Origin of the sequence: Salinicoccus carnicancri Crm, from assembly GCF_000330705.1 — a bacterium.
GTDB lineage: Bacteria > Bacillota > Bacilli > Staphylococcales > Salinicoccaceae > Salinicoccus > Salinicoccus carnicancri.
This window is the reverse complement of record NZ_ANAM01000008.1, coordinates 1-19,981: the sequence shown is the minus strand read 5'-3', so window position 1 is coordinate 19,981 and position 19,981 is coordinate 1. Positions and strand designations below refer to the sequence as shown.

The following is a 19,981-nucleotide window of genomic DNA, read 5'->3' as shown; positions in this document are numbered from 1 at the left end:
GCGTTTGTCCTCCTTAAACATGAATTGCAATACCGTCTGCATCGAGTCCGAGCTCCATCAGAACTTCTCCTATGGATGGATGGGCGTGTACCGACATACCCAGTTCAAGTGATGAGGCATCAAGGAATTTCGCCAATGCCGCTTCATTGATCAGTTCTGTTGCACCGGGTCCGATGATCGAGACACCCAGGATATCTTTTGTCTCAGGATCCACAATCAGTTTGCCGAAGCCTTTCTGATCTCCTGCAATGACTGCTTTACCAATGGCAGCCAGTGGTATCTTATGGGTTCTGTAATCAATTGCTGCATCTTTCAATTCCTTTTCGGTATAGCCGAGTGAGGCGGTTTCCGGAGAAGTATATATACATCTCGGTACTGTTTTATAATCCAGCAGATAGGGTTTTCTGTCCGCCATATGTTCCACTGCGATGATCGCTTCCTTTGTCGCAACGTGGGCAAGCTGGAGGTTGCCGACGGCATCTCCCACCGCATAAATATTCTTATCCTTGGTCTGATAATGCTCATCCGTGATAATGAATCCATTCTCACGTTCTATCTTTGTATTCGGAAGACCGATGTCGTCGACATTCGGCGCGCGTCCGATTGAAACAAGCACTTTGTCGAAGGACCTTGATTCACCGTTGATTTCAAACGTGGCGTCCGAACCGGATGTTTGCACAGAATCTTCACTGAGCGATATACCGGTGATGAATTCTATGCCTTTCTCTTCAAGTGATTTTTTCAGCTGCCCTGCAATATCTTTATCTTCCATAGGGATGATCTGCCCCCCTGCTTCCATGACTGTGACTTCGGAGCCGAGGTCTGCAAGCAGACTTGCAAATTCAAGTCCGATGACACCGCCGCCGACCACTGCCATCCTGGCGGGAACGGTGTCGAGTGTCATCATATCGTCACTGGACAGGACAATATTGCCGTCAAAAGGCAGGAAAGGCAGTTCTTTCGCGAAAGAACCTGTGGCGATCAGTACATTCTGATTGATGAGAATTTCACTTTCGGCTTCATCATCCTCCGGATCTTCAACAGCGATAGTGCCTGCCATAGGGGAAAAGATCGAAGGGCCCAGTATACGTCCGTAGCCATCAAAGACGTCTATCTTATTCTTTTTCATGAGCTGGTTGATGCCCCCGTGCATTCGATCCACGACTTTGTCCTTGCGGGCCTGTATCTTTTCCATTGAAATGGAAGGAATGAAGGATTCTATGCCATAATCATCTGCATTCCTTATCGTATTTGCAACTTCAGCGGATTTGAGCATGCTTTTTGTCGGTATGCAGCCTTTGTGGAGGCAGGTGCCGCCAAGCCGGCTTTTCTCCACAATTGCCGTCTTCAGACCGAGCTGACTGGCTTTTATTGCTGCGACATAGCCGGCAGTACCGCCACCGAGTACAACTAAATCATATTCATGGGCCATTCTTTTCACTCCTGTTCATAAGTCTTCACGCTTTCCTCGCCGCTCATCACACGGTATGCGCCTTCAGCCAGCGCCGACATTTCTTCCTCTCCGGGATAGACGGTAATCGGTGCGATGAACGAGATGTATGGCCGGATAAGATCGATCAGATACTTGCTGTAGGCGAGTCCGCCGGTAAAGATGATCTGTTCGGCCTCACCTTTCAGGATTGCCGCCCGGGAACCGATTTCCTTGGCTATCTGCACTGCCATCGCTTCATAGATTGAAATCGCCATGCTGTCCCCGCCAAGCGCCCTGTTCTCAAGTTCCAATGCATCCTGGGTACCTGCGAGGGAGATGAAGCCTCCTTCTTTGGTGATGACTTCGTAAGCAGCATCATAATCCAGACTGTTGTCGATGATATATTTAGCGAACGCACCATTGGGAAGGGAACCGGTCCTGTTCGGGCTCATCGGCCCTTCGCCGGAAAGTCCGTCATTCACATCGATTACTCTGCCCTTTTGATGTGCACCGGCAGTTATGCCCCCGCCCATATGGCATATGATAACATTTATGTCCCCGTATTCTTTATTCACAGATTCTGCATACTTTCTTGCCACCGCTTTCTGGTTGAGCGCATGGAAGATGGATCTGCGTTCTATGCCTTTCAGGCCGGTCATCCGCACTTCATCAATGAGTTCATCGACGACCACGGGGTCGGTGATTACTGCTTCGCAGCCGTATTTTTTACGGAATCTGTCGGCTATGAGGCCGCTCATATTGGAAGCATGCCTGCCGTAAGTGCTTTCCGATAAGTCCGAAACCATCTGAGGGCTGATATTATAAGTACCGCCCTCGATCGGCCTCAGGGTGCCGCCGCGTGCGCTGACTATATCGATGGATGAAGGGTCGAACTTCTGCTCTGTCAGAAAGGAGAGTATGGCATTGAGGCGGTATTCAATCTGCTGTGTCATGGGTTTCATTGTTTCCTCTGCCGGATGGCTGAGAGTATCTTCTGCAATGCTTATCAGGTTATTGTAGATTGCAACCTTGGTCGATGTACTTCCAAGATTGAGAACGAGAATATTATATTGCATCAGTGACGGCTACCTCCTGCTGAGGGTGGTGATTTCATTTTGTGAAAATGTGCTCCTGACCCGCATCATACTGTCGATCCGCTCTTCTGCAAGTCTGTCCGCCGCTACTGCCGGTGTCACACCGTCACGTGTGGCAATATTGAAGATCTTATCCATCTGATCGTAGATGCCCTGCACTTTGGTTTTGGCCCGCTCTTTGTTGTATCCCTGGAGTTCATCCGCCACATTGATGACGCCGCCGCAGTTGACTACATAATCCGGTGCATAGACGATACCGCGCTCTTTGAGCATTTCACCGTGTCTGTCATCTTCAAGGAGTTGGTTGTTTGCACTGCCGCACACCGCCTTTGCTTTCAGGGCTGGTATCGTTTCATCATTCAGGATGCCGCCGAGTGCGCATGGGGCGAAGATGTCCGCCTCGACATCATAGATTTTTTCGATGTCTACCGCTTTGGCTCCGAAGTCGTTTACAGCTCTGTCGATTGCATCCTGGCTTATGTCTGTAACGACAAGATCCGCACCTTCTTCATGCAGATGGCGGCAGAGGCTGTAAGAAACGTTCCCCACACCCTGTACTGCTATCGTCTTCCCTTTAAGTGAATCATCACCGAATGCCTCTTTGGCGGTCCTCTTCATAGCCATATACACACCAAATGCAGTCATTGGGCTTGGGTTTCCGCCGGTGCCGTAGGATTCACTCATGCCACAGACGTAAGGTGTCTCCTGATAGATCAGGTCCATGTCGGCCACAGTCGTTCCCACATCCTCCGCAGTGATGTATCTGCCATTCAGGCTGTTTACATATCTGCCCAGAGCCCTGAAAAATGCTTCGGATTTATCTTTTTTGGCATCACCGATGACCACAGTCTTACCGCCGCCCAGATTGAGACCCGCCGCCGCATTCTTGTATGTCATACCGCGCGCCAGGCGCAGTACATCCTCGATTGCTTCCTCTTCGGTTTCATAATTCCACATTCTGCAGCCGCCGAGAGCCGGTCCGAGTGTTGTATCGTGTATACAGATGATCGCTTTGAGTCCACTTGCCTCATCGTGACAGAAAATCAGCTGTTCATAATCTTGTTCCACCATTTTTTCAAATATCATTATAAGCACTCCCGTTGATTAATTTTATGAAATCTTCATCGCAAGTCTGATTGAATTATATTTGTCCTCTGCACTGTCTGCCCTTGATGTTAATACTATCGGTACAGATGCGCCAGTAATAACGGATGCCACTTTTGCCCCTGCTGAATAAACCAGCGACTTATACAGGACATTACCGGCATCAATATTATGGACGATAAGTATATCCGCATCCCCGGCAACTTCAGATGCCATGTTTTTATGTTCAGCGGCCTTTTTCGATACTGCGAGGTCATACTGCAGAGGACCGTCTATCAGAATTTCCGGTTCACTCTCCCTGCTCGCTTTTACAATGGCTTCAGCATCAGTAGTGGAAGGGATTTTACTGTTCACCTTCTCAACTGCTGATAAAAGGGCAATTTTCGGCCTTGTCATCCCAAGTTTCCGGGCACAGCCGGCAGTGTTCTGAATGATTGCCATCTTCTGTTCCCTGTCCGGTGCAATATTCATAGCCGCGTCACTGAGAAGGATTGCCTTATGGTAGTTCGGAAGATCGAATAAAGCAGTATGGCTCAGCAATCCCCCGCTGATGAGCCCATGGGATTTGTTCAGTACTTCTTTCAGTATTGTCGAGGTTGAAATCAGCCCCTTCATGAGAATATCGGCTTTACCTTCTGCGGTGAGCCCCACAGCAATTGCTGCTGCCTCCTCATCATTTGCAGAATGATGGATGGTCACACGGCCATCATCAACGAGTCCTTCATCAAATGTTCTGAGCATTTCTTCAAGCCTTGTCCTGTCATCGACAAGATGAAATCTCATATCCGTTTCCTTATAGAGACGAAGAACAGGTTGGAGTACATCCATGTCAGCCGCCTTACATATTGAAAGCGTTGCCATTTCATCTTTGTACTCTACGAATATTTCATCAAATTTCATTATGCTACCTCCCCTGTACACTTTATTATACATCTCCCATACTCAAAATACATGATTTTAACCAAACATGGAATATTCTGAAGTTTTTAAAGAATAGGTTATTTTAAACTGGTGTTCCCTTCATGTATAATGTGTATTATCTATGAAACCCGGGTGATTCGATGAAAAAAATGATTGCTTTGATAATACTGGTTGTACCGGTTTTCCTCGCAGGTCTGGGCATAAAATATATGAGGGACAGCATGTTCGGAGTCGTGAATGATCCCTTCACGCTCACAGTCATCCAGTTTCTCGTGGGTCTCGGTCTGACGATATTCGGTGTATGGTTCATCGGCGGTTATGTGCTCCACCGTGAGAGGAAGAACAAAAGAGTACAGGGGCGTTTCTCGGAACAGACTAAAAGAAAGAGGACACCCAGACAAAAATAAGAGGCGGAGCTCCGCCTCTTATTTTTGTTCTTTGATGAGGGTTTTTGCATTTTCAAGTGCTGCTTCTGTCACATCGGAGCCGCTCATCATCCGCGCTATTTCATATATATGCCCCTTCTGGTTGAGATACCCGGCTGTTGATACCGTGCGTTCATCGGCCGTCTTTTTGGTGACATACAGATGGCTGTCGGCAATAGCGGCAGCCTGCGGCAGATGCGATATGACCAGGACCTGCCTGGCTTTGGACAGAAGTTTCATCTTTGCTGACATCTTCGTGGCCACAACGCCGCTGACACCTGTATCTATCTCGTCCAGGATCAACAGGGAGTGTCTGTCGAATTCTGTGAAAATTGTTCTGACAGCGAGCATCACCCGGGAGATTTCACCACCTGAGGCGATGCTGTTCATGTATTTCAACGGTTCACCCTTGTTAGGTGAGAAAAGGAATCCGACATCAGAGTATCCTCTCTGGTCGAATGTCCCCTCTTTGACTTCGATCTCAAAGTCCGCATCCGGCATATCAAGATCCTGAAGTTCTTTTTTGATCCGGGTTTCAAGGAAATGCTTGCGTTCCACCCTGTAATTCTGAAGGAAGCTTGCCAGTTTCTCCATTTCAGCCAGTGCAGCGGCTCTTTCCTGTTCCAGCTTTTCGAAGGACTGGGCAATATTTTCAAGCTGCATGATATCCTCATTAAGGGATTCCCGGAGTCCGATAAGTTCCTCTATGTTCCTGTTGTACTTCCGCTTCAGGTTATTCAGGGAGGAAAGTCTCATCTGCTTTTCGTTATAGGCCTCTTCGTCGTAATCCACATTAGACAAATCACCTGCCACCTTGCTGTCGAGCTCATTCAGGAGATGATACGCTCCAAGGATTGTTTCTGTAAAATCAGTGTAGGAATCATCGAACCTGCCCATGGTTTCGATTGATTTATGAATTTCATACAGCATGACCTGCGGAGAATACTCGGAATCGAGCTGGGAACGCATGATGGAGAGTGCATCATGAATCTTTTCGTAGTTATTGAAGTAACTGATCTCCTCCTCCAGCTGCTCCTCTTCCCCCTGGACCAGATCCATGGAGGACAGCTCATCGTACTGATGCCTGTAAAGTTCCAGCTGCTGCATGCGGTTACGGTCTTTGTATTCCAGATCGTGGATGCGTGTCTCAAGCTCCCTGAATTTTCTGTAGCACTCTTTATACTGCAGGAACTTTTCCTCTTCATCGATTCCGATGAACCGGTCAAGATATACAATGTGCATGCCGGACTCCAGATCTCCACTCTGCGACGACTGTGAATGGATGCTTATCACTTCGTTCATGATTTCCCTCAGGGCACCCAAGGTAATCATGCGGGAATTGATCTTGATGATGCTCTTCCTGTTCTGCATGATTTCCCGGCGGACGATATAAAGCTCCTCTTCGGGGATATCATTTTCAGCCAGGAGTTTTCTCACTTTAGACGATTCCGGGAAATCGAAAACCCCTTCGATTACAGCACCTTCAGTTTCAAACCTTATATCCTCCACAGAAGCCCGTTTTCCATGCAGATAGCGGACCGCTTCAATGATCATGGATTTTCCCGCCCCTGATTCACCGGAAATGACTGTCAGGCCATTGTTAAATTCAAGTTCGATATTTTTAAGAACTGCAAAGTTCTTTATATTCAGGCGTACAAGCAAAGCTACCACTCCAATTAGATCAGATTAAAGATTCGGTCCTTGATTTGCAGCTGTGCCTCTTCGTCCCTGCATATCAGAAGACATGTATCATCGCCACATATGGTGCCGACGACTTCTTCCCACTCCAGCTGGTCGATTATTGCACCGATTGACTGGGCATTGCCCGGCAGTGTTTTGAGTACAAGAAGATTACCGGTATAATCCAGCTTCACGAAACTGTCCATCAGATATCTGCCGAGTTTTTCCAGCGGGTGGAATTTCCGATCCTTGGGCATGCTGTATATATAGGAACCGCTTGGCGTAGGGACTTTGATGAGCTGCAGTTCCTTTATATCCCGCGAAACCGTCGCCTGTGTGACGTTGAAATTGTATTCATTCAGTTTTTCCACCAGGTCTTCCTGTGTTTCAACTTTTCCGTTTGTGATGATTTCCCTGATTTTTATCTGTCTGATTGACTTGTTTGACATGGGCTGTCCTCCTAGATTCCCTTTGTATATTTATTCATATAATATCATAAAGCTTATGAATATAACACAAAAAAGAGCACTCAGCCGTAAACAATCGACTGAATGCCTCTTTCATCAATGGATACAGCTTGGTGCCTCCCGTGATTCAGATGCAATAAATATTCAATATTGCCCTTCCCGCCAGTTATCGGTGAGCGTTCCAGGGTCAGAGGGGTGAGTCCGAGAGAAGTGCACTCGTCCATCACTCTTTTGATGACTGCTGCATGCGTCTTCAGAGAATGGATGATGCCGTCTTCTTCCCGCTCTTCCAGGTACGACTCGAACTGCGGTTTGATGAGTGCAACGATATCATATTCATGATTGAATAAATCCACAATATGGCGGAGTATGGGAACGATGGATGTAAATGAGACATCTATGGTGAATACTCCGGGCGGTACATCGAAGTCTGTTTCCACTGTTCCTTTGAAGTTTGTCTGTTCCATAACAGTGACCCTTCCATCGATACGGAGTCTGTAGTCCAGCTGATTTGTGCCTACATCGATGGCGTAGACACGCACTGCCCCGTTTTTCAGCGCACAGTCGGTGAATCCGCCTGTGGAACTCCCTATGTCAGCGACCACGCTGCCCTCAATATCCAGGTCGAAGGATTCCAGTGCCCGTTTAAGTTTTATCCCGCCCCTGGAAACGAAGGGACGGATATTTTTGAAGCGGACATCTGCTTTTTGGGGATCAATCATTTCCGACGGCTTGTAGACAGGAGCATCATTATTCAGCACTTTTCCCGCCATAATGATTCTTCTTACATCCTCCAGTGAACCGAAACTGAATTCCTGATGGACATATTCATCAATTCTTAATTTCTTTTTCATCTGTCTGCTCCATCAGGGTTTTGGACTGCAGTATGATATTCGCTGTCGATATGCCGAGATCTTCAAGCAGTTTGTTCACATCACCATGCTCGACATATTCGCCGTCTATGCCGATACGTTTTAAAGGATTGGTGAAATGGTGATCTGCCATGAATGATGCAATCATGCTGCCGAGTCCGCCGGCGAGCATCGATTCCTCGACTGTGACGAGCGGCATGCTGCTGGCACCAAGCCCAAGCAGCATCTTTTCATCGAGGGGCTTTATGAACCTCGCATTGATCACTCTTGCATCAACCCCGCCTTTCTTGAGTGCCGCGGAAGCGTCGATGGCAAGATCAAGGGTCGGGCCGAAGGAAATGATCGCCATATCGTCACCGGCAACGACCTCCTCCCATTCTCCCAGTTTGAGCGGTTCTCTCTGTTCACCAATATCCAGGCCTTTTACATTACCCCTAGGATAACGTATGGCGGCCGGACCTTCATGCCTGAGAGACAGATCAATCATCTGGGACGCTTCGACCTCATCTTTAGGCATCATGAGTACGATATTGGGAAGGGGAGAAATGAAACTGATATCAAACACACCCTGGTGCGTTTCCCCATCCGCTCCTACCAGCCCGCTGCGGTCAATGCCGATCAGTACATTCAGGTTCTGCCTGTCAACGTCATGGAGCAGCTGGTCGTATCCGCGTTGCAGGAATGTTGAATAGATTGCAAGGTATGGCCGCATGCCGCTCGCCGCCATACCTCCGGCCATGGTTAATGCATGCTGTTCGGCTATTCCTACATCAAAGAACTGATCCGGCAGTTCATTCTGGAATTTTGTCAGTTTGCTGCCTACCGGCATCGCCGGTGTCAGTGCTACGATGCTTCTATCCTCTTTGGCATACTCAAGTATCGTATTTGACATGAATTCACTCCATGAGGGCGTCGTCTTGCTGCCGAGGACTTCACCGGTATCGATCTTATACGGTCCGAGGCCATGCCATTTGCCGAGTTTATCCGCTTCTGCGGGATGATATCCCTTGCCTTTTTTCGTAATGACATGCACAACGACGGGTCCATCGTAATCCTTGGAGGATTTGATGGCCTGTGCAAGATCCTCAAAGTCATGTCCATCAACCGGACCGATGTACTTTATGCCGAGTTCTTCGAAGAATATGCCGTTGACCACAAGATATTTCATGCTGTCTTTGATCCGGTCGGCCATATCTCTGAGTTTCGACCCGACCTGCGGAAGACGGTTGATAAAATCTTCGACATCATGTTTCACGCGGTTATACTGTGTATTCGTGCGCATTCTGCCCAGCATATTATGCATGGCACCCACATTCGGTGCTATACTCATCTCGTTATCATTGAGTATGATTGTCATGTTCGTCCGGTCGGAACCGATGTGATTCAGTGCCTCGAGGGCCATGCCGCCTGTCAGAGCACCATCACCGATCACCGGGACGATGTGATGGGCCCCGCCCTGGATATCCCGGGCTTTCGCCATACCCATTGCTGCCGAAAGCGAAGTGGATGAATGGCCGGCTTCCCACACGTCATGTTCTGATTCACGCATTTTAGGGAATCCGCACAGTCCCTTGTATTGTCTCAGCGTATCAAATTCACTGATGCGTCCGGTCAGAATTTTATGAATATATGCCTGGTGCCCGACGTCGAACAGGAATTTGTCAGACGGGGAATCAAAATACTTATGCAGTGCAATCGACAGTTCCACCACTCCGAGATTAGCGCCGATGTGACCGCCTGTCTCGGAACATGATTGAATCAGGAATTCCCGAATGTCCTGCGCCAGTTCTTTCAGTTCTTCATCACTTTTACCTTTCAAAAATGATGGATTTTCTATACTATACAGGTTCATATAGCAACCACCTTTGAATTTACTAATGCCAATTATACCACTATTGAAGAATACTAAAAAACAAAAAATGATAATTCAATATTATGAATTATCACTGTTCTCTGACCGCAAACATTTCAAGTACACTGTAAAGTTTCCTGGTATCAAGTTTTGAAGAGAGTGATTCAAGGATTCCGTCGGCTTCAACCTTCAATAAGTCCAGCTGTTCCTTTGCGCCGCTTAGACCATATGCACTCACATATGTAACTTTCCCTTTTCTTGCATCGCTTCCTGAAAGTTTACCGGTTTTGGACATATCCCCTTCAACATCAAGGATGTCATCCCGTATCTGGAACAATATGCCCAGGTATTCCGCGAACCGCAAAAGGAGCGCCTTCGTGTCATCATCCGCCCCTGCGATTATTGCCGCAGATTCTATCGGCGCACTGATGAGTCTGCCGGTTTTATGGCGATGGATCAGGACAAGTTCATCCATCGTTATATCTTTCCCTTCGGCTTCGATGTCCAGCATCTGTCCTCCGATCATGCCGGTCTGCCCCGCAGCAGCCGAGAAGGCCTGTACGAGCCGGATGCGGATACCGGCATCAAGGGTTTCATCCTGTGCAAGGATATTGAAGCTCTCAGTGAGGAGATTATCACCCGCCAGAATTGCGGCAGCCTCCCCGTACACTTTATGGTTTGTCGGCTTGCCGCGCCTGTAGTCATCATCATCCATGGCTGGAAGATCGTCGTGTATCAGCGAATAGGTATGGATCATTTCAACAGCTGCGGCGGCAGACAGACCCTCTGCCGGGTCGACACCGAATGACTCCAATGTGGCAAAGACCAGATATGGCCGAAAGCGCTTGCCCCCCGCCTCCACTGAGTAGGTACTGGACTTCTGTATGACGTCTGAGATATTACCCCCGCGGAGATGTTCCAGTATAAGGTTTTCAGACTTTTCAATATACTGCTTCAGATCCTTATTCATCCCCATCGTCCTTCCGGTTCAGTGATTCCACTTTAAGCTCTGCATCTTTCAGGATTTTATCACATTCCGAAGACAATTCTACACCTCTCTGGTACAGTTTTAGTGATTCCTCCAATGAGACCTCGTCTTCATCCAGCTGTCTTACGATCTTTTCCAGAATCTCCATTTTCTCTTCGAAAGTTTCTGTTTTATTCTCTGTCATCTTTTTTCACCTCTGTTACTTTGGATCTGACCTTCCCTTTGGCAAGCCTTGTATCTATTTCATCACCAGGCGCAAGTGCCCGGGCATCGCGGACGATATCCCCATCTTTCGTGGTGAATGAATAGCCGCGGAGCAGAGTGTTTGTGGGACTGAGGGAGTTAAGCAGCTCGATTGTGCCGCCCAGCCGCCTTTCCTTCCCGGCAATCTTATCAGCCATCTTCCCGTCAATTTTCATTCCCGTTTCATACAGTATTTCTTTGTACCTGGCAATCCCGGGACCGGGATTCCTGTATCCTACTCTTTCGCTCATTCCGGTTTGACGGTATCGTTTATCTCTCAGTATCAGGCCGGTCTTCGTGTCAAGGTTTGTCCTTAGAGTTGCAAGTTTTTCTGTCTGCTGGTCATAGAGCAGCCCCGGGTTTTTAAGTTTGTAGTAGTTGGACAGCCCTTCCAACCTGTTTTTCTGGGTGCCAATACGATTTTTGATGCTGCGCATCATGAAAGTGACCGATTTTTCCAGGCTGCCCTCGATGTCCTGTCTGTCAGGAACCGCCAATTCAGCTGCGGCCGTCGGTGTTGCAGCCCGTGCGTCCGCAAGAAAATCGACGAGTGTCGTATCCGTCTCATGACCGACACCCGTGATTACCGGTGTGCGCATTTCAAAAACCTTTACCGCTACGGATTTTTCATTGAAAGTCCAAAGGTCTTCTATGGAACCGCCGCCCCGTGCAAGTATGACAATGTCGCCTCCCAGGCCGTCGGCATTTTCAAGGCTTTCAATGACAGCCTGTCTGCTCCCGCGCCCCTGCATCAGCGTATTAATCAGTGAGACTTTAACAAGAGGATACCGGCGGCGGAGCGTCGTCAGCATATCACGATATGCGGCGCTCGTTTCGGAACTGATGATTGTTATGCGTTCCGGATACCGGGGGAGCGTTTTTTTGTGTACCGCATCAAAATAACCTTTTTCAGCCAGTTCTTTTTTATCCTTCTCCAGCTGTTCAAATAAAAGACCGATGCCGTCGATTTCCATTTCATCCACGTAAATCTGATATTGTCCGCTTGATTCATAAATGCTGATTCTGCCCTGAATCAGGACACTTTGCCCGTTTTCCGGGTCAAACTTCAGGCCATCAGCACTCCGAGAGAACATAATGGCCCGTATGACAGCATTCCCATCTTTTAATGCAAAGAAAATGTGACCGCTGGTATGCTTTTTTACGTTGGATAGTTCGCCTTTGATAAAGACCCGTGTCAAATACGGGTCCTGGTCGAATTTATATTTCAGGTACTTGGTCAAAGCACCTACAGACAGATACTCATTGTTCTCCATATGGATTTTCATCCGTTTCTCTGATGAAGTTCTTGAGGACGCCGTTTACAAAACGGAAACTGTCTTTCTCACCGTAGGTTTTGGCAAGCAGTACAGCCTCATTGATGACGACTCTCTCAGGTGAATCGCCTTCCCTGATCTCACTGACTGCAGTCCTCAATATATTGCGGTCAACTTTCGGGATCCGTTCAAGAGTATACTTGTTCAGATGGGCGCTGATATCAGCATCCACATCTGTCTGACTGCCCACATAGAAATCAACGATCCTTTTGATATACTCATGGGTTTCATATAAATCGAAAAACGCAGTTTTTTCGAGATCGACCAGGTCATGGTCCTTTTGGAATATTATTTGAAATATCTTTTTCCGCTGCTCGTGTCTGTTCATTAAAAACACCTATCTGAATCCTTATTTGATATTTACGATGTGCACATTGACTTCCTTAACAACATGATCCGTCATGTTTCTGATCGCCTGGCTGACATTCTTCTGGATATTTTCAGCCGTCTCATGGACCTTGCCTTTCGTATCCAATGTTACATAAATTGAGATCAGCACCTCATTATCCTCTGTCTCAACTTTGACACCGCGGCCCCTGTACTTCTTGCCTATCTTTTCAAAATTGCCGCTGGCAAAATTATTCTGCAATGAATGAACGCCTTTGGTTTCAGTAACTGCAATGCTAGCAATCACTTCCAGCACTTCCGAAGAAATCTCGATCATTCCCAAGTTTGATTTATCGTCCTGGATTATCATGTTCATCACCCCGTCATTTTATTATAGCATGATTGTGTGCGGAATTAGAAACAACTTGTAACTTAATTGAGGTAATTATTACAGCAGTAAATCATGCTCTTGCTCTGAAAATAAAAACCCCGCCTTTTCACTGTCACTTGGAAAAAGCGGGTTTCAGTACTCATCATTTCATTACATCGTGCTGAGCCAGGAAGTTCGTGTTATAGTCATTCGCTCTGAACGCTTCGTTATCCAGCAGGTTGGAGTGGAATGGGATCGTAGTATCAATCCCTCCGATCATATATTCACCAAGCGCCCTTTTCGCTGTCCTGATCGCTTCATCGCGCGTATCGGCGAAGGTGATCAGTTTAGCAATCATGGAGTCATAGTAAGGCGGGATGCGGTAACCGGCGTAGCAGGCAGTATCCAGCCTGACACCGTAACCTCCGGGAACGATGAAATCGGTGATTGTTCCGGCTGAAGGCATGAAGTTCTTATACGGGTTCTCGGCATTGATCCTGAACTCGATTGCATGCCCTTCAATCCTGATGTCTTCCTGTCTGTACGGAATGGCTTCACGCCTGGCGACTTTGATCTGCATCTTCACAAGGTCTATGCCTGTGACCATTTCTGTAACAGGATGTTCCACCTGAATTCTTGTGTTCATTTCCATGAAGTAGAATCTGTCGTCGTTCAGATCATAGATGAATTCGATGGTGCCTGCACCGATATAGTCGATGCTTTTTGCAGCACGCACTGCGGTCTCTCCCATTTCAGCACGTTTCTCCTCAGAAAGAATCGGGCTCGGGGCTTCTTCGACAAGCTTTTGCATACGGCGCTGCACTGTACAGTCACGCTCTCCCAGATGGATGACATTGCCGTGATAGTCCCCCATGACCTGGATTTCTATATGCCTGAAGTTCTCGATATATTTTTCTATATAGAGACTTTTGTTGCCGAAAGCACTTTCTGCTTCCTGTTCTGTCATCTTGTAGTTCTGGACGAGTTCCTCTTCTGTGCGTGCAACGCGGATGCCTTTGCCGCCGCCGCCGTAACTCGCTTTGATGATGACGGGGTAGCCGATGTCTGATGCTATCCGCTTGGCATCCTCAATCGAGGCGACTACTCCGTTGCTGCCCGGCACGGTCGGCACCCCGGCTTTTTTCATCGTGTCTTTGGCCACGTCCTTTACTCCCATCAGAGAGATTGTCTCATGCATCGGACCGATGAAGATGAGGTTTGAAGCTTCACACATTTCAGCGAAGTCACTATTTTCAGCGAGGAAACCGTAGCCCGGATGTATGGCATCACAGCCGGACTTCTTGGCGATGGTGATGATGCTGATCATGTCCAGATAACTGTCCTTGGAAAGTTTCGGACCAACACAATAGGACTCAGTGGCTATTTTCCGGTGAAGGCTGTCCGCATCCGCTTCTGAGTATATGCTGACAGAATCGATGCCCAGCTCTGTACATGCCCTGATGATCCTAACTGCAATTTCGCCACGGTTTGCTATAAGTATCTTATTGATCATCGTACTCTGAACAACGGTTGGTCGTACTCAACCATGTCTCCGTCTTCGACCAGGATCTCTGTTATCTCACCGGAAATTTCTGCCTGGATTTCATTGAAGAGTTTCATTGCTTCAAGTATGCATACAACGGATGTGTTATCCACTTTGTCGCCAACTTTGACGTATGCATCTGCCTCCGGTGAAGCTGCTTTATAGAAAGTGCCGACCATCGGAGCCTTGATCATCTTCCCCTCTTCCACAGGCGCATCTGCCATTGGCTGTTCAGGTGCCTGCTGCGGAAGCTGTACCGGCGCTGTCTGTACACTGTTCCCCATATCCCTCTTCAATTTAATATCAACATCCCCGTCTTTATAGGAGAGTTCTGTCAATGATGCCTTTTCCATTTTTTCAATCAGATTATCGATATATTCCAGATTCATGTTTACTTCTCCTTAACAATTAAAAATTACTGTCTTACATTTTACGCAAGTGGTCATACCAATTCAAGCAAAAAATAAAAGCAGATGGAAATCTGCTTTTATTTTCAGGCACGTGATACGTATGAGCCTTCTTCCGTGTTGATGACGAGGACATCCCCCTGGTTAACAAACAGAGGAACCTGGATGGTGAGACCTGTTTCCAGTGTCGCCGATTTCGAAGCACCGCTGGCTGTATCGCCTTTGATGCCCGGTTCTGTTTCTGTCACTTCGAGCTCGACAGTCTTCGGCAATTCCACACCAATCACTTCTCCTTCGTACATCATGATGGAGACATTCATATTCTCTTTGAGGTATTTCAGCTCATCCTCAAGTGCTGACGCCTGGAGTTCAACCTGTTCAAAAGTGTTGTTATCCATGAACACATGGGAATCGCCGTCTGCATACAGATACTGCATCTTATTATTGTCTATCTGGGCCTTGCCCACTTTTTCCCCCGCGCGGAAAGTTTTTTCCTGGATTGCACCTGTGCGCAGGTTTCTGAGCTTGCTTCTTACAAAAGCTGCGCCCTTACCCGGCTTGACGTGCTGGAAGTCGATGACTCTCCAGATGCCGCCTTCCACTTCTACTGTCAGGCCTGTTTTAAAATCGTTTACTGAAATCATAATTTTCCTCCTCAGTATTCAAAACCAAATGAATTAGATGATGAACAGCTCTTTGCTGCTGTGTGATAATTTTTCAAGACCGCTGTCTGTAACAAGGCAGTCATCTTCGATACGGACGCCGCCGGTATCATCCACGTATATACCCGGTTCGATTGTCACGACCATGTCCTTCGCCAATTTTACATCACTTGATTTGGCGAGCCCGGGCATTTCATGTACTTCAAGGCCGAGGCCGTGCCCCAGGGAATGGCCGAAATTCGGACCATAGGCATTTTTTTCTATGATCTGCCGTGCCACTTTATCCGCTTCCCGGCCAGTCATTCCCGGCCCGATCCGATCCAGGGAGGCGAGCTGGGATTCGAGGACGATATGGTGGATCTTCTCCATCTCTTCCGTTACAGAACCGACACCGAACGACCTTGTGATGTCAGAGGCATAGCCTTTATAGTAGGCCCCGAAGTCCAGGGTCACCATTTCACCGGATTCTATAAGTTTATCGGAGGCAACTCCATGCGGAAGTGCGCCCCTGACACCGCTCGCCACAATCATATCAAAGCTGGAGCCTTCTGCACCAAGTTTACGCATGTAGTTTTCGACTTCATTTCTCACATCGAGCTCGCTCATGCCAGGCTGTATATATTTGAGTATGTACTCATATGTCTCATCGGCAATGCTGCAGGCTCTTCTGATCAGATCAACTTCATCTGATGTCTTGAACATGCGAATCTTTTCAATCTCAGCCGTGAGCGGTATGAGGTCGAAAGTACTGTCCAGCCTGTCGAAAGTGTTGAAGTTCACGTGTTCCCCCTCAAAACCGACGCTCTCATATCCCTTTGAATCCATGAATTCCATAATGAAATCAAGCAGGCCTTTATCCTGCAGCACAAATTCAAAATTCTTTGCCTGCTCAATTCCCTGGGCTTTGTAGCGGAAATCTGAAATCAGGAATTTTTCATCCTTTGTCATTATTACAGCACCACTGGAACCCGTGAAACCTGTCAGATATCGTCTGTTATAATCACTCATGATGAGCAGTGCATCCAAATTTTTCTCTTCCAGCAATGCATTGACTTTCTCATACTTGATCATTGTTCATCCACCTTTCAAATATATTCTACATTAAATCGTTGTATATTTCAGTAGTATTCAATTTAATATTCTGTCATATCATGATAAAATAATAAAATGATGTACAGGAGAAATTACAAATGAGAAGATCAATTAAAATAATATTACCCATAGTTATGCTGGCAGGTTGCGGTAGCCCCTCTGCTGAGGATCAGCTCTCAAATGCCGAGGAAAAGAAGGAAGAGCTGCAGGGGGTCCTCCAGACGGAGGAAGTCAATGTCCAGAAGAACAAACTCCGGCTTGACGCTCTTGAAGAGGATATTTCAAAGATGCAGTCCGTCATTGGCAACTCTGACATTGATGAATATGTACAGGTTGTCAGCGAGTACTCCGGTACACTGGAGAAAGAATTGACCGACCTCAGTGAAGCTGTTCAAAAAGCAAAGGAAGAGGATGACATGTCTGTCATCAGTAAAGATATAGACGACATAAGTTCCAGCATACACGAAGCTGCAGGCGATTATGAAAAAGCTGCCGAGGGACTCGAACTCAATGAATACCTGAAAAGGCAGCACAGTTCACTCAAACTCGCCAATGATGAGATAGAAGGAGCTTTGCAGTCGATTAAAAACGGAGCGGATTCTGAATCCATGGAGGACGTGGAGGAAGGGCTTTCTCAGCTTAACAGTGCCAGCGAATACTATTGACCGGAAAGAAGAGTAGCCAATGGATAAACCTTTAGTAGGCGGACAGGCCGTCGTGGAAGGCGTCATGTTCCAGACAAACAGCCGGATGGTGACTGCCATTCGCAGAAACAACGGTGATATACAGTATTTTGAAATGGAGCGCCCTCAGAAAAAATGGGTTAAGAAACTAAAGAAGATTCCTGTTCTGCGGGGCAATGTCGCGATACTTGAATCCAGCATCTATGGTATGAAGCATCTTGAATTTGCGACAGATCGCTATGAAAGAAATCCTGAAGACGATATCAGCATCGAGGAGGAAAAACAGGCGGTAAATCAGACTAAGGTCGTATTGTCGACCATCATCGTCGGCATACTGTCATTCCTCATCGGCAAGTTCCTGTTCACCCTCATCCCCGTATTCGTTGCCGAAGTATTCTCGGGGATGGTTACTTCGCACTTCGGCCAGGTCTTTTTGGAATCATTGTTCAAACTGATCCTTCTCCTGGTCTATATATATGTAATATCCATGACCCCGATGATCAGACGGCTGTTCCAGTATCACGGCGCCGAGCACAAGGTGATCAATACCTTCGAGGAGGGCCGTGCCCTGACAATTGAAAATGTACAGCGCCACTCCAGGCTGCATTACAGATGTGGCAGCTCTTTCATACTTTTCACAGTCCTGGTCGGCTTCGTCGTCTATATGTTCGTACCCGTAGAACCGTTCTATGTGAGAATTCTTAACCGGATTGCACTCATACCTGTCGTAATCGGACTTTCTTTCGAATTTTTGCAGCTTACCAATAAGCTTAGGGATATCCCTGTGGTCAGATGGCTGGGCACCCCCGGGCTCCTCCTGCAGTATCTTACTACAAAGCAGCCGGATGATACACAGGTCGAAGTGGCCATTCACTCGTTCAATAAACTGTTAAGGAGAGACTGAATTTGAAAAAAATAATTTTATATGCAGTTCTTATCATTGCGGCAATTGGACTGCTTACCAATATGGATTACTTCCTAAACATGATTGTAAACTCACTGATATTCCTGATTGTCCTCGGGCTCATCATCTACGGAGTATATTATTTCTTCGTCCTGACACCGAGCCAGAGGAAATACCGGAAGGCATTAAGGAAATCGAAACGCAAATATAGACAAAAGAACAGAAGATAGAAAAATCCGGGCATATGCCCGGATTTTTCTATCTTCTGAAGTTCCATTCGTCAGAAGTGTATTTACTGCTGATTTCTTCGAGCCGTCCGAGATCATCATCAGTCAGCTGGTAGGGCTTTGTGGCCATGTTGAGGCCTGTTTCAAACCCGTACTTGAAAGCAGGATATAACATGTCAACTGTAAATTGCTTTTCACTTATGTCGTTGATTGCCACCGCCTTTTCACTGAAAGCCGCTTTCATCTTCTCTTTGAAACGTTCATTCTGGTATTTGAACATGTCGAAAAGGTGATCGATATCGACATCCAGGAGAATGGAACCATGCTGCATGATTACACCGTTCTGCCTGGTCTGTGCACTGCCGGCTATTTTACGTCCCTCGACAATGAGCTCATACCAGCTCGGTGTGTCAAAACATACGCTGCTCCTGATATTCGTCAATTCTTTCCTCTGTTCCTTTGTTTGTGGTACGCTGAAATGAGCATCCAGCCCCAGATTCCTGAAGCCTTCCATGAGACCGGCCGATATTACCCTGTAGCTCTCTGTGATGGAGTCCGGCATCCCCTCATAACTTTCGGGGAGCACAACGCTGTATGTAAGTTCTTTATCATGCAGCACCCCTCTGCCGCCTGTGGCACGCCGTACCATTTCATATCCGTATGATTCCACACGTTCGAGGTCTATTTCCTTTTGGACCTTCTGGAAGTATCCAAGTGACAGGGTCGGTGTTTTCCATTCATAGAGCCTGAGCACAGCAGGCAGTTCCCTGTTCCTCACCTTCTCCATCAGAAGTTCATCCAGCGCCATGTTATAGGCCGCATCATTCTTATGACTTTCTATGTAATACCAAACGCGTTCTAACATTACTTCGTCTCTCCCCTTTCATTTCCTCTTTAAAAGTATATCAAATATCTCTATAATATACTTATGTGAAAAGTTAAGGAGAGATGAGTTTTGGAAAATTGGATGATCATCCTTCTGGCAGCAGTTATCGTAATATTACTGCTCGTTCTGAACGGTTACAGGAACATGCGCAATGTCAAATCCCTGCCAGAGGAAGAATTTAAAAAAGATCTGAGAAGAGTTCAGCTGATTGATTTGAGGGAAAAGGAAAAATATGAACACGGACACATCATGGGTGCAAGGAATATTCCGATGATGAACTTCTCTATGAAAATGAACTCATTAAGGAAAGACCAGCCAATCTATCTGTATGATCATAATGGAAGATTGTCCATCAGAGCGGCAAAGATGCTTAAGAAAAAAGGATACAGTGATATCTATATGCTGAAAAACGGCATCAGCAAGTGGACAGGTAAAATTAAATCTAAATCCAAATAAAAAGGAACCGCG

23 protein-coding genes are annotated in these 19,981 nt (G+C 47.0%); 5 read left to right on the top strand and 18 right to left on the bottom strand.

The window, feature by feature from the left end:
* Positions 1-13 precede the first annotated feature (13 nt).
* From lpdA to C792_RS0107710, 4 genes are read right to left on the bottom strand one after another with little or no spacing between them, the layout of a single operon-like run.
* The gene (gene lpdA, locus C792_RS0107725) at positions 14-1,432 is read right to left on the bottom strand and encodes a dihydrolipoyl dehydrogenase (protein WP_017548895.1); all 1,419 of its coding nucleotides are present in this window, start codon (positions 1,430-1,432) and stop codon (positions 14-16) included.
* Between the two features lie 5 nt (positions 1,433-1,437).
* Positions 1,438-2,508 carry a butyrate kinase gene (buk, locus tag C792_RS0107720; protein ID WP_017548894.1) on the bottom strand — a complete coding sequence of 357 codons (1,071 nt, stop codon included), beginning with the start codon at positions 2,506-2,508 and terminating at the stop codon, positions 1,438-1,440.
* Positions 2,509-2,517: 9 nt separating this feature from the next.
* Positions 2,518-3,612, bottom strand: coding sequence for a Leu/Phe/Val dehydrogenase (locus C792_RS0107715; RefSeq protein WP_017548893.1), 1,095 nt, complete (start codon positions 3,610-3,612; stop codon positions 2,518-2,520).
* Positions 3,613-3,636: 24 nt separating this feature from the next.
* Positions 3,637-4,530, bottom strand: a complete 894-nt coding sequence (locus C792_RS0107710; protein ID WP_017548892.1) for a phosphate acyltransferase — start codon at positions 4,528-4,530, stop codon at positions 3,637-3,639.
* Positions 4,531-4,691: 161 nt separating this feature from the next.
* Between C792_RS0107710 and C792_RS0107705 the strand changes: the two genes are divergently transcribed.
* A complete protein-coding gene (locus C792_RS0107705) occupies positions 4,692-4,958 on the top strand; it encodes a DUF2627 domain-containing protein (RefSeq protein WP_017548891.1) in 267 nt (88 codons plus the stop codon).
* 18 nt (positions 4,959-4,976) lie between these two features.
* Here the strand turns inward: C792_RS0107705 and recN are convergent, their stop codons facing one another.
* From recN to C792_RS0107640, 13 genes are all read right to left on the bottom strand, one after another.
* A complete protein-coding gene (recN, locus tag C792_RS0107700; protein ID WP_425413715.1) occupies positions 4,977-6,647 on the bottom strand; it encodes a DNA repair protein RecN in 1,671 nt (556 codons plus the stop codon).
* 5 nt (positions 6,648-6,652) lie between these two features.
* The gene (ahrC, locus tag C792_RS0107695) at positions 6,653-7,105 is read right to left on the bottom strand and encodes a transcriptional regulator AhrC/ArgR (protein ID WP_017548889.1); all 453 of its coding nucleotides are present in this window, start codon (positions 7,103-7,105) and stop codon (positions 6,653-6,655) included.
* Between the two features lie 80 nt (positions 7,106-7,185).
* On the bottom strand, positions 7,186-7,977 hold the full coding sequence (locus C792_RS0107690) for a TlyA family RNA methyltransferase (RefSeq protein WP_017548888.1): 792 nt from the start codon (positions 7,975-7,977) through the stop codon (positions 7,186-7,188).
* Positions 7,955-9,847, bottom strand: coding sequence for a 1-deoxy-D-xylulose-5-phosphate synthase (dxs, locus tag C792_RS0107685; protein ID WP_017548887.1), 1,893 nt, complete (start codon positions 9,845-9,847; stop codon positions 7,955-7,957). Before dxs ends, C792_RS0107690 begins: the two co-directional genes overlap by 23 nt.
* A gap of 91 nt (positions 9,848-9,938) precedes the next feature.
* Entirely contained in the window at positions 9,939-10,817 is an 879-nt protein-coding gene (locus C792_RS0107680) for a polyprenyl synthetase family protein (RefSeq protein ID WP_017548886.1), read from the bottom strand.
* Entirely contained in the window at positions 10,810-11,019 is a 210-nt protein-coding gene (gene xseB / locus C792_RS0107675) for an exodeoxyribonuclease VII small subunit (RefSeq protein ID WP_017548885.1), read from the bottom strand. The genes C792_RS0107680 and xseB overlap by 8 nt, the downstream gene beginning before the upstream one ends.
* Complete coding sequence (xseA, locus tag C792_RS0107670; protein ID WP_017548884.1) at positions 11,006-12,352, bottom strand: exodeoxyribonuclease VII large subunit; 1,347 nt, start codon at positions 12,350-12,352, stop codon at positions 11,006-11,008. Before xseA ends, xseB begins: the two co-directional genes overlap by 14 nt.
* On the bottom strand, positions 12,339-12,740 hold the full coding sequence (gene nusB, locus C792_RS14395; RefSeq protein ID WP_017548883.1) for a transcription antitermination factor NusB: 402 nt from the start codon (positions 12,738-12,740) through the stop codon (positions 12,339-12,341). The genes xseA and nusB overlap by 14 nt, the downstream gene beginning before the upstream one ends.
* Positions 12,741-12,761: 21 nt before the next feature.
* Positions 12,762-13,109: an Asp23/Gls24 family envelope stress response protein gene (locus tag C792_RS0107660; RefSeq protein WP_017548882.1), complete on the bottom strand. Its 348-nt coding sequence runs from the start codon at positions 13,107-13,109 to the stop codon at positions 12,762-12,764.
* Between the two features lie 163 nt (positions 13,110-13,272).
* On the bottom strand, positions 13,273-14,619 hold the full coding sequence (gene accC, locus C792_RS0107655) for an acetyl-CoA carboxylase biotin carboxylase subunit (RefSeq protein ID WP_026090283.1): 1,347 nt from the start codon (positions 14,617-14,619) through the stop codon (positions 13,273-13,275).
* A complete protein-coding gene (gene accB / locus C792_RS0107650; RefSeq protein WP_017548880.1) occupies positions 14,619-15,041 on the bottom strand; it encodes an acetyl-CoA carboxylase biotin carboxyl carrier protein in 423 nt (140 codons plus the stop codon). The genes accC and accB overlap by 1 nt, the downstream gene beginning before the upstream one ends.
* Positions 15,042-15,145: 104 nt before the next feature.
* On the bottom strand, positions 15,146-15,703 hold the full coding sequence (gene efp / locus C792_RS0107645; protein WP_017548879.1) for an elongation factor P: 558 nt from the start codon (positions 15,701-15,703) through the stop codon (positions 15,146-15,148).
* Positions 15,704-15,736: 33 nt separating this feature from the next.
* A complete protein-coding gene (locus C792_RS0107640; RefSeq protein ID WP_017548878.1) occupies positions 15,737-16,792 on the bottom strand; it encodes a M24 family metallopeptidase in 1,056 nt (351 codons plus the stop codon).
* A 119-nt stretch (positions 16,793-16,911) separates the two neighbouring features.
* Here C792_RS0107640 and C792_RS0107635 point away from each other — a divergent pair, with 119 nt between their 5' ends.
* From C792_RS0107635 to C792_RS0107625, 3 genes are read left to right on the top strand one after another with little or no spacing between them, the layout of a single operon-like run.
* On the top strand, positions 16,912-17,478 hold the full coding sequence (locus C792_RS0107635) for a hypothetical protein (protein ID WP_017548877.1): 567 nt from the start codon (positions 16,912-16,914) through the stop codon (positions 17,476-17,478).
* Positions 17,479-17,497: 19 nt separating this feature from the next.
* Positions 17,498-18,400 (top strand): DUF1385 domain-containing protein, encoded by a 903-nt coding sequence (locus C792_RS0107630; RefSeq protein WP_017548876.1) that lies wholly within the window; start codon positions 17,498-17,500, stop codon positions 18,398-18,400.
* A 2-nt stretch (positions 18,401-18,402) separates the two neighbouring features.
* On the top strand, positions 18,403-18,630 hold the full coding sequence (locus C792_RS0107625) for an SA1362 family protein (protein ID WP_017548875.1): 228 nt from the start codon (positions 18,403-18,405) through the stop codon (positions 18,628-18,630).
* Between the two features lie 28 nt (positions 18,631-18,658).
* Here C792_RS0107625 and C792_RS0107620 read toward each other — a convergent pair whose 3' ends face one another.
* Positions 18,659-19,492, bottom strand: a complete 834-nt coding sequence (locus tag C792_RS0107620) for a lipoate--protein ligase family protein (protein WP_017548874.1) — start codon at positions 19,490-19,492, stop codon at positions 18,659-18,661.
* A 102-nt stretch (positions 19,493-19,594) separates the two neighbouring features.
* Here C792_RS0107620 and C792_RS0107615 point away from each other — a divergent pair, with 102 nt between their 5' ends.
* Entirely contained in the window at positions 19,595-19,969 is a 375-nt protein-coding gene (locus tag C792_RS0107615) for a rhodanese-like domain-containing protein (RefSeq protein ID WP_425413718.1), read from the top strand.
* The last annotated feature ends 12 nt before the right edge of the window (positions 19,970-19,981 follow it).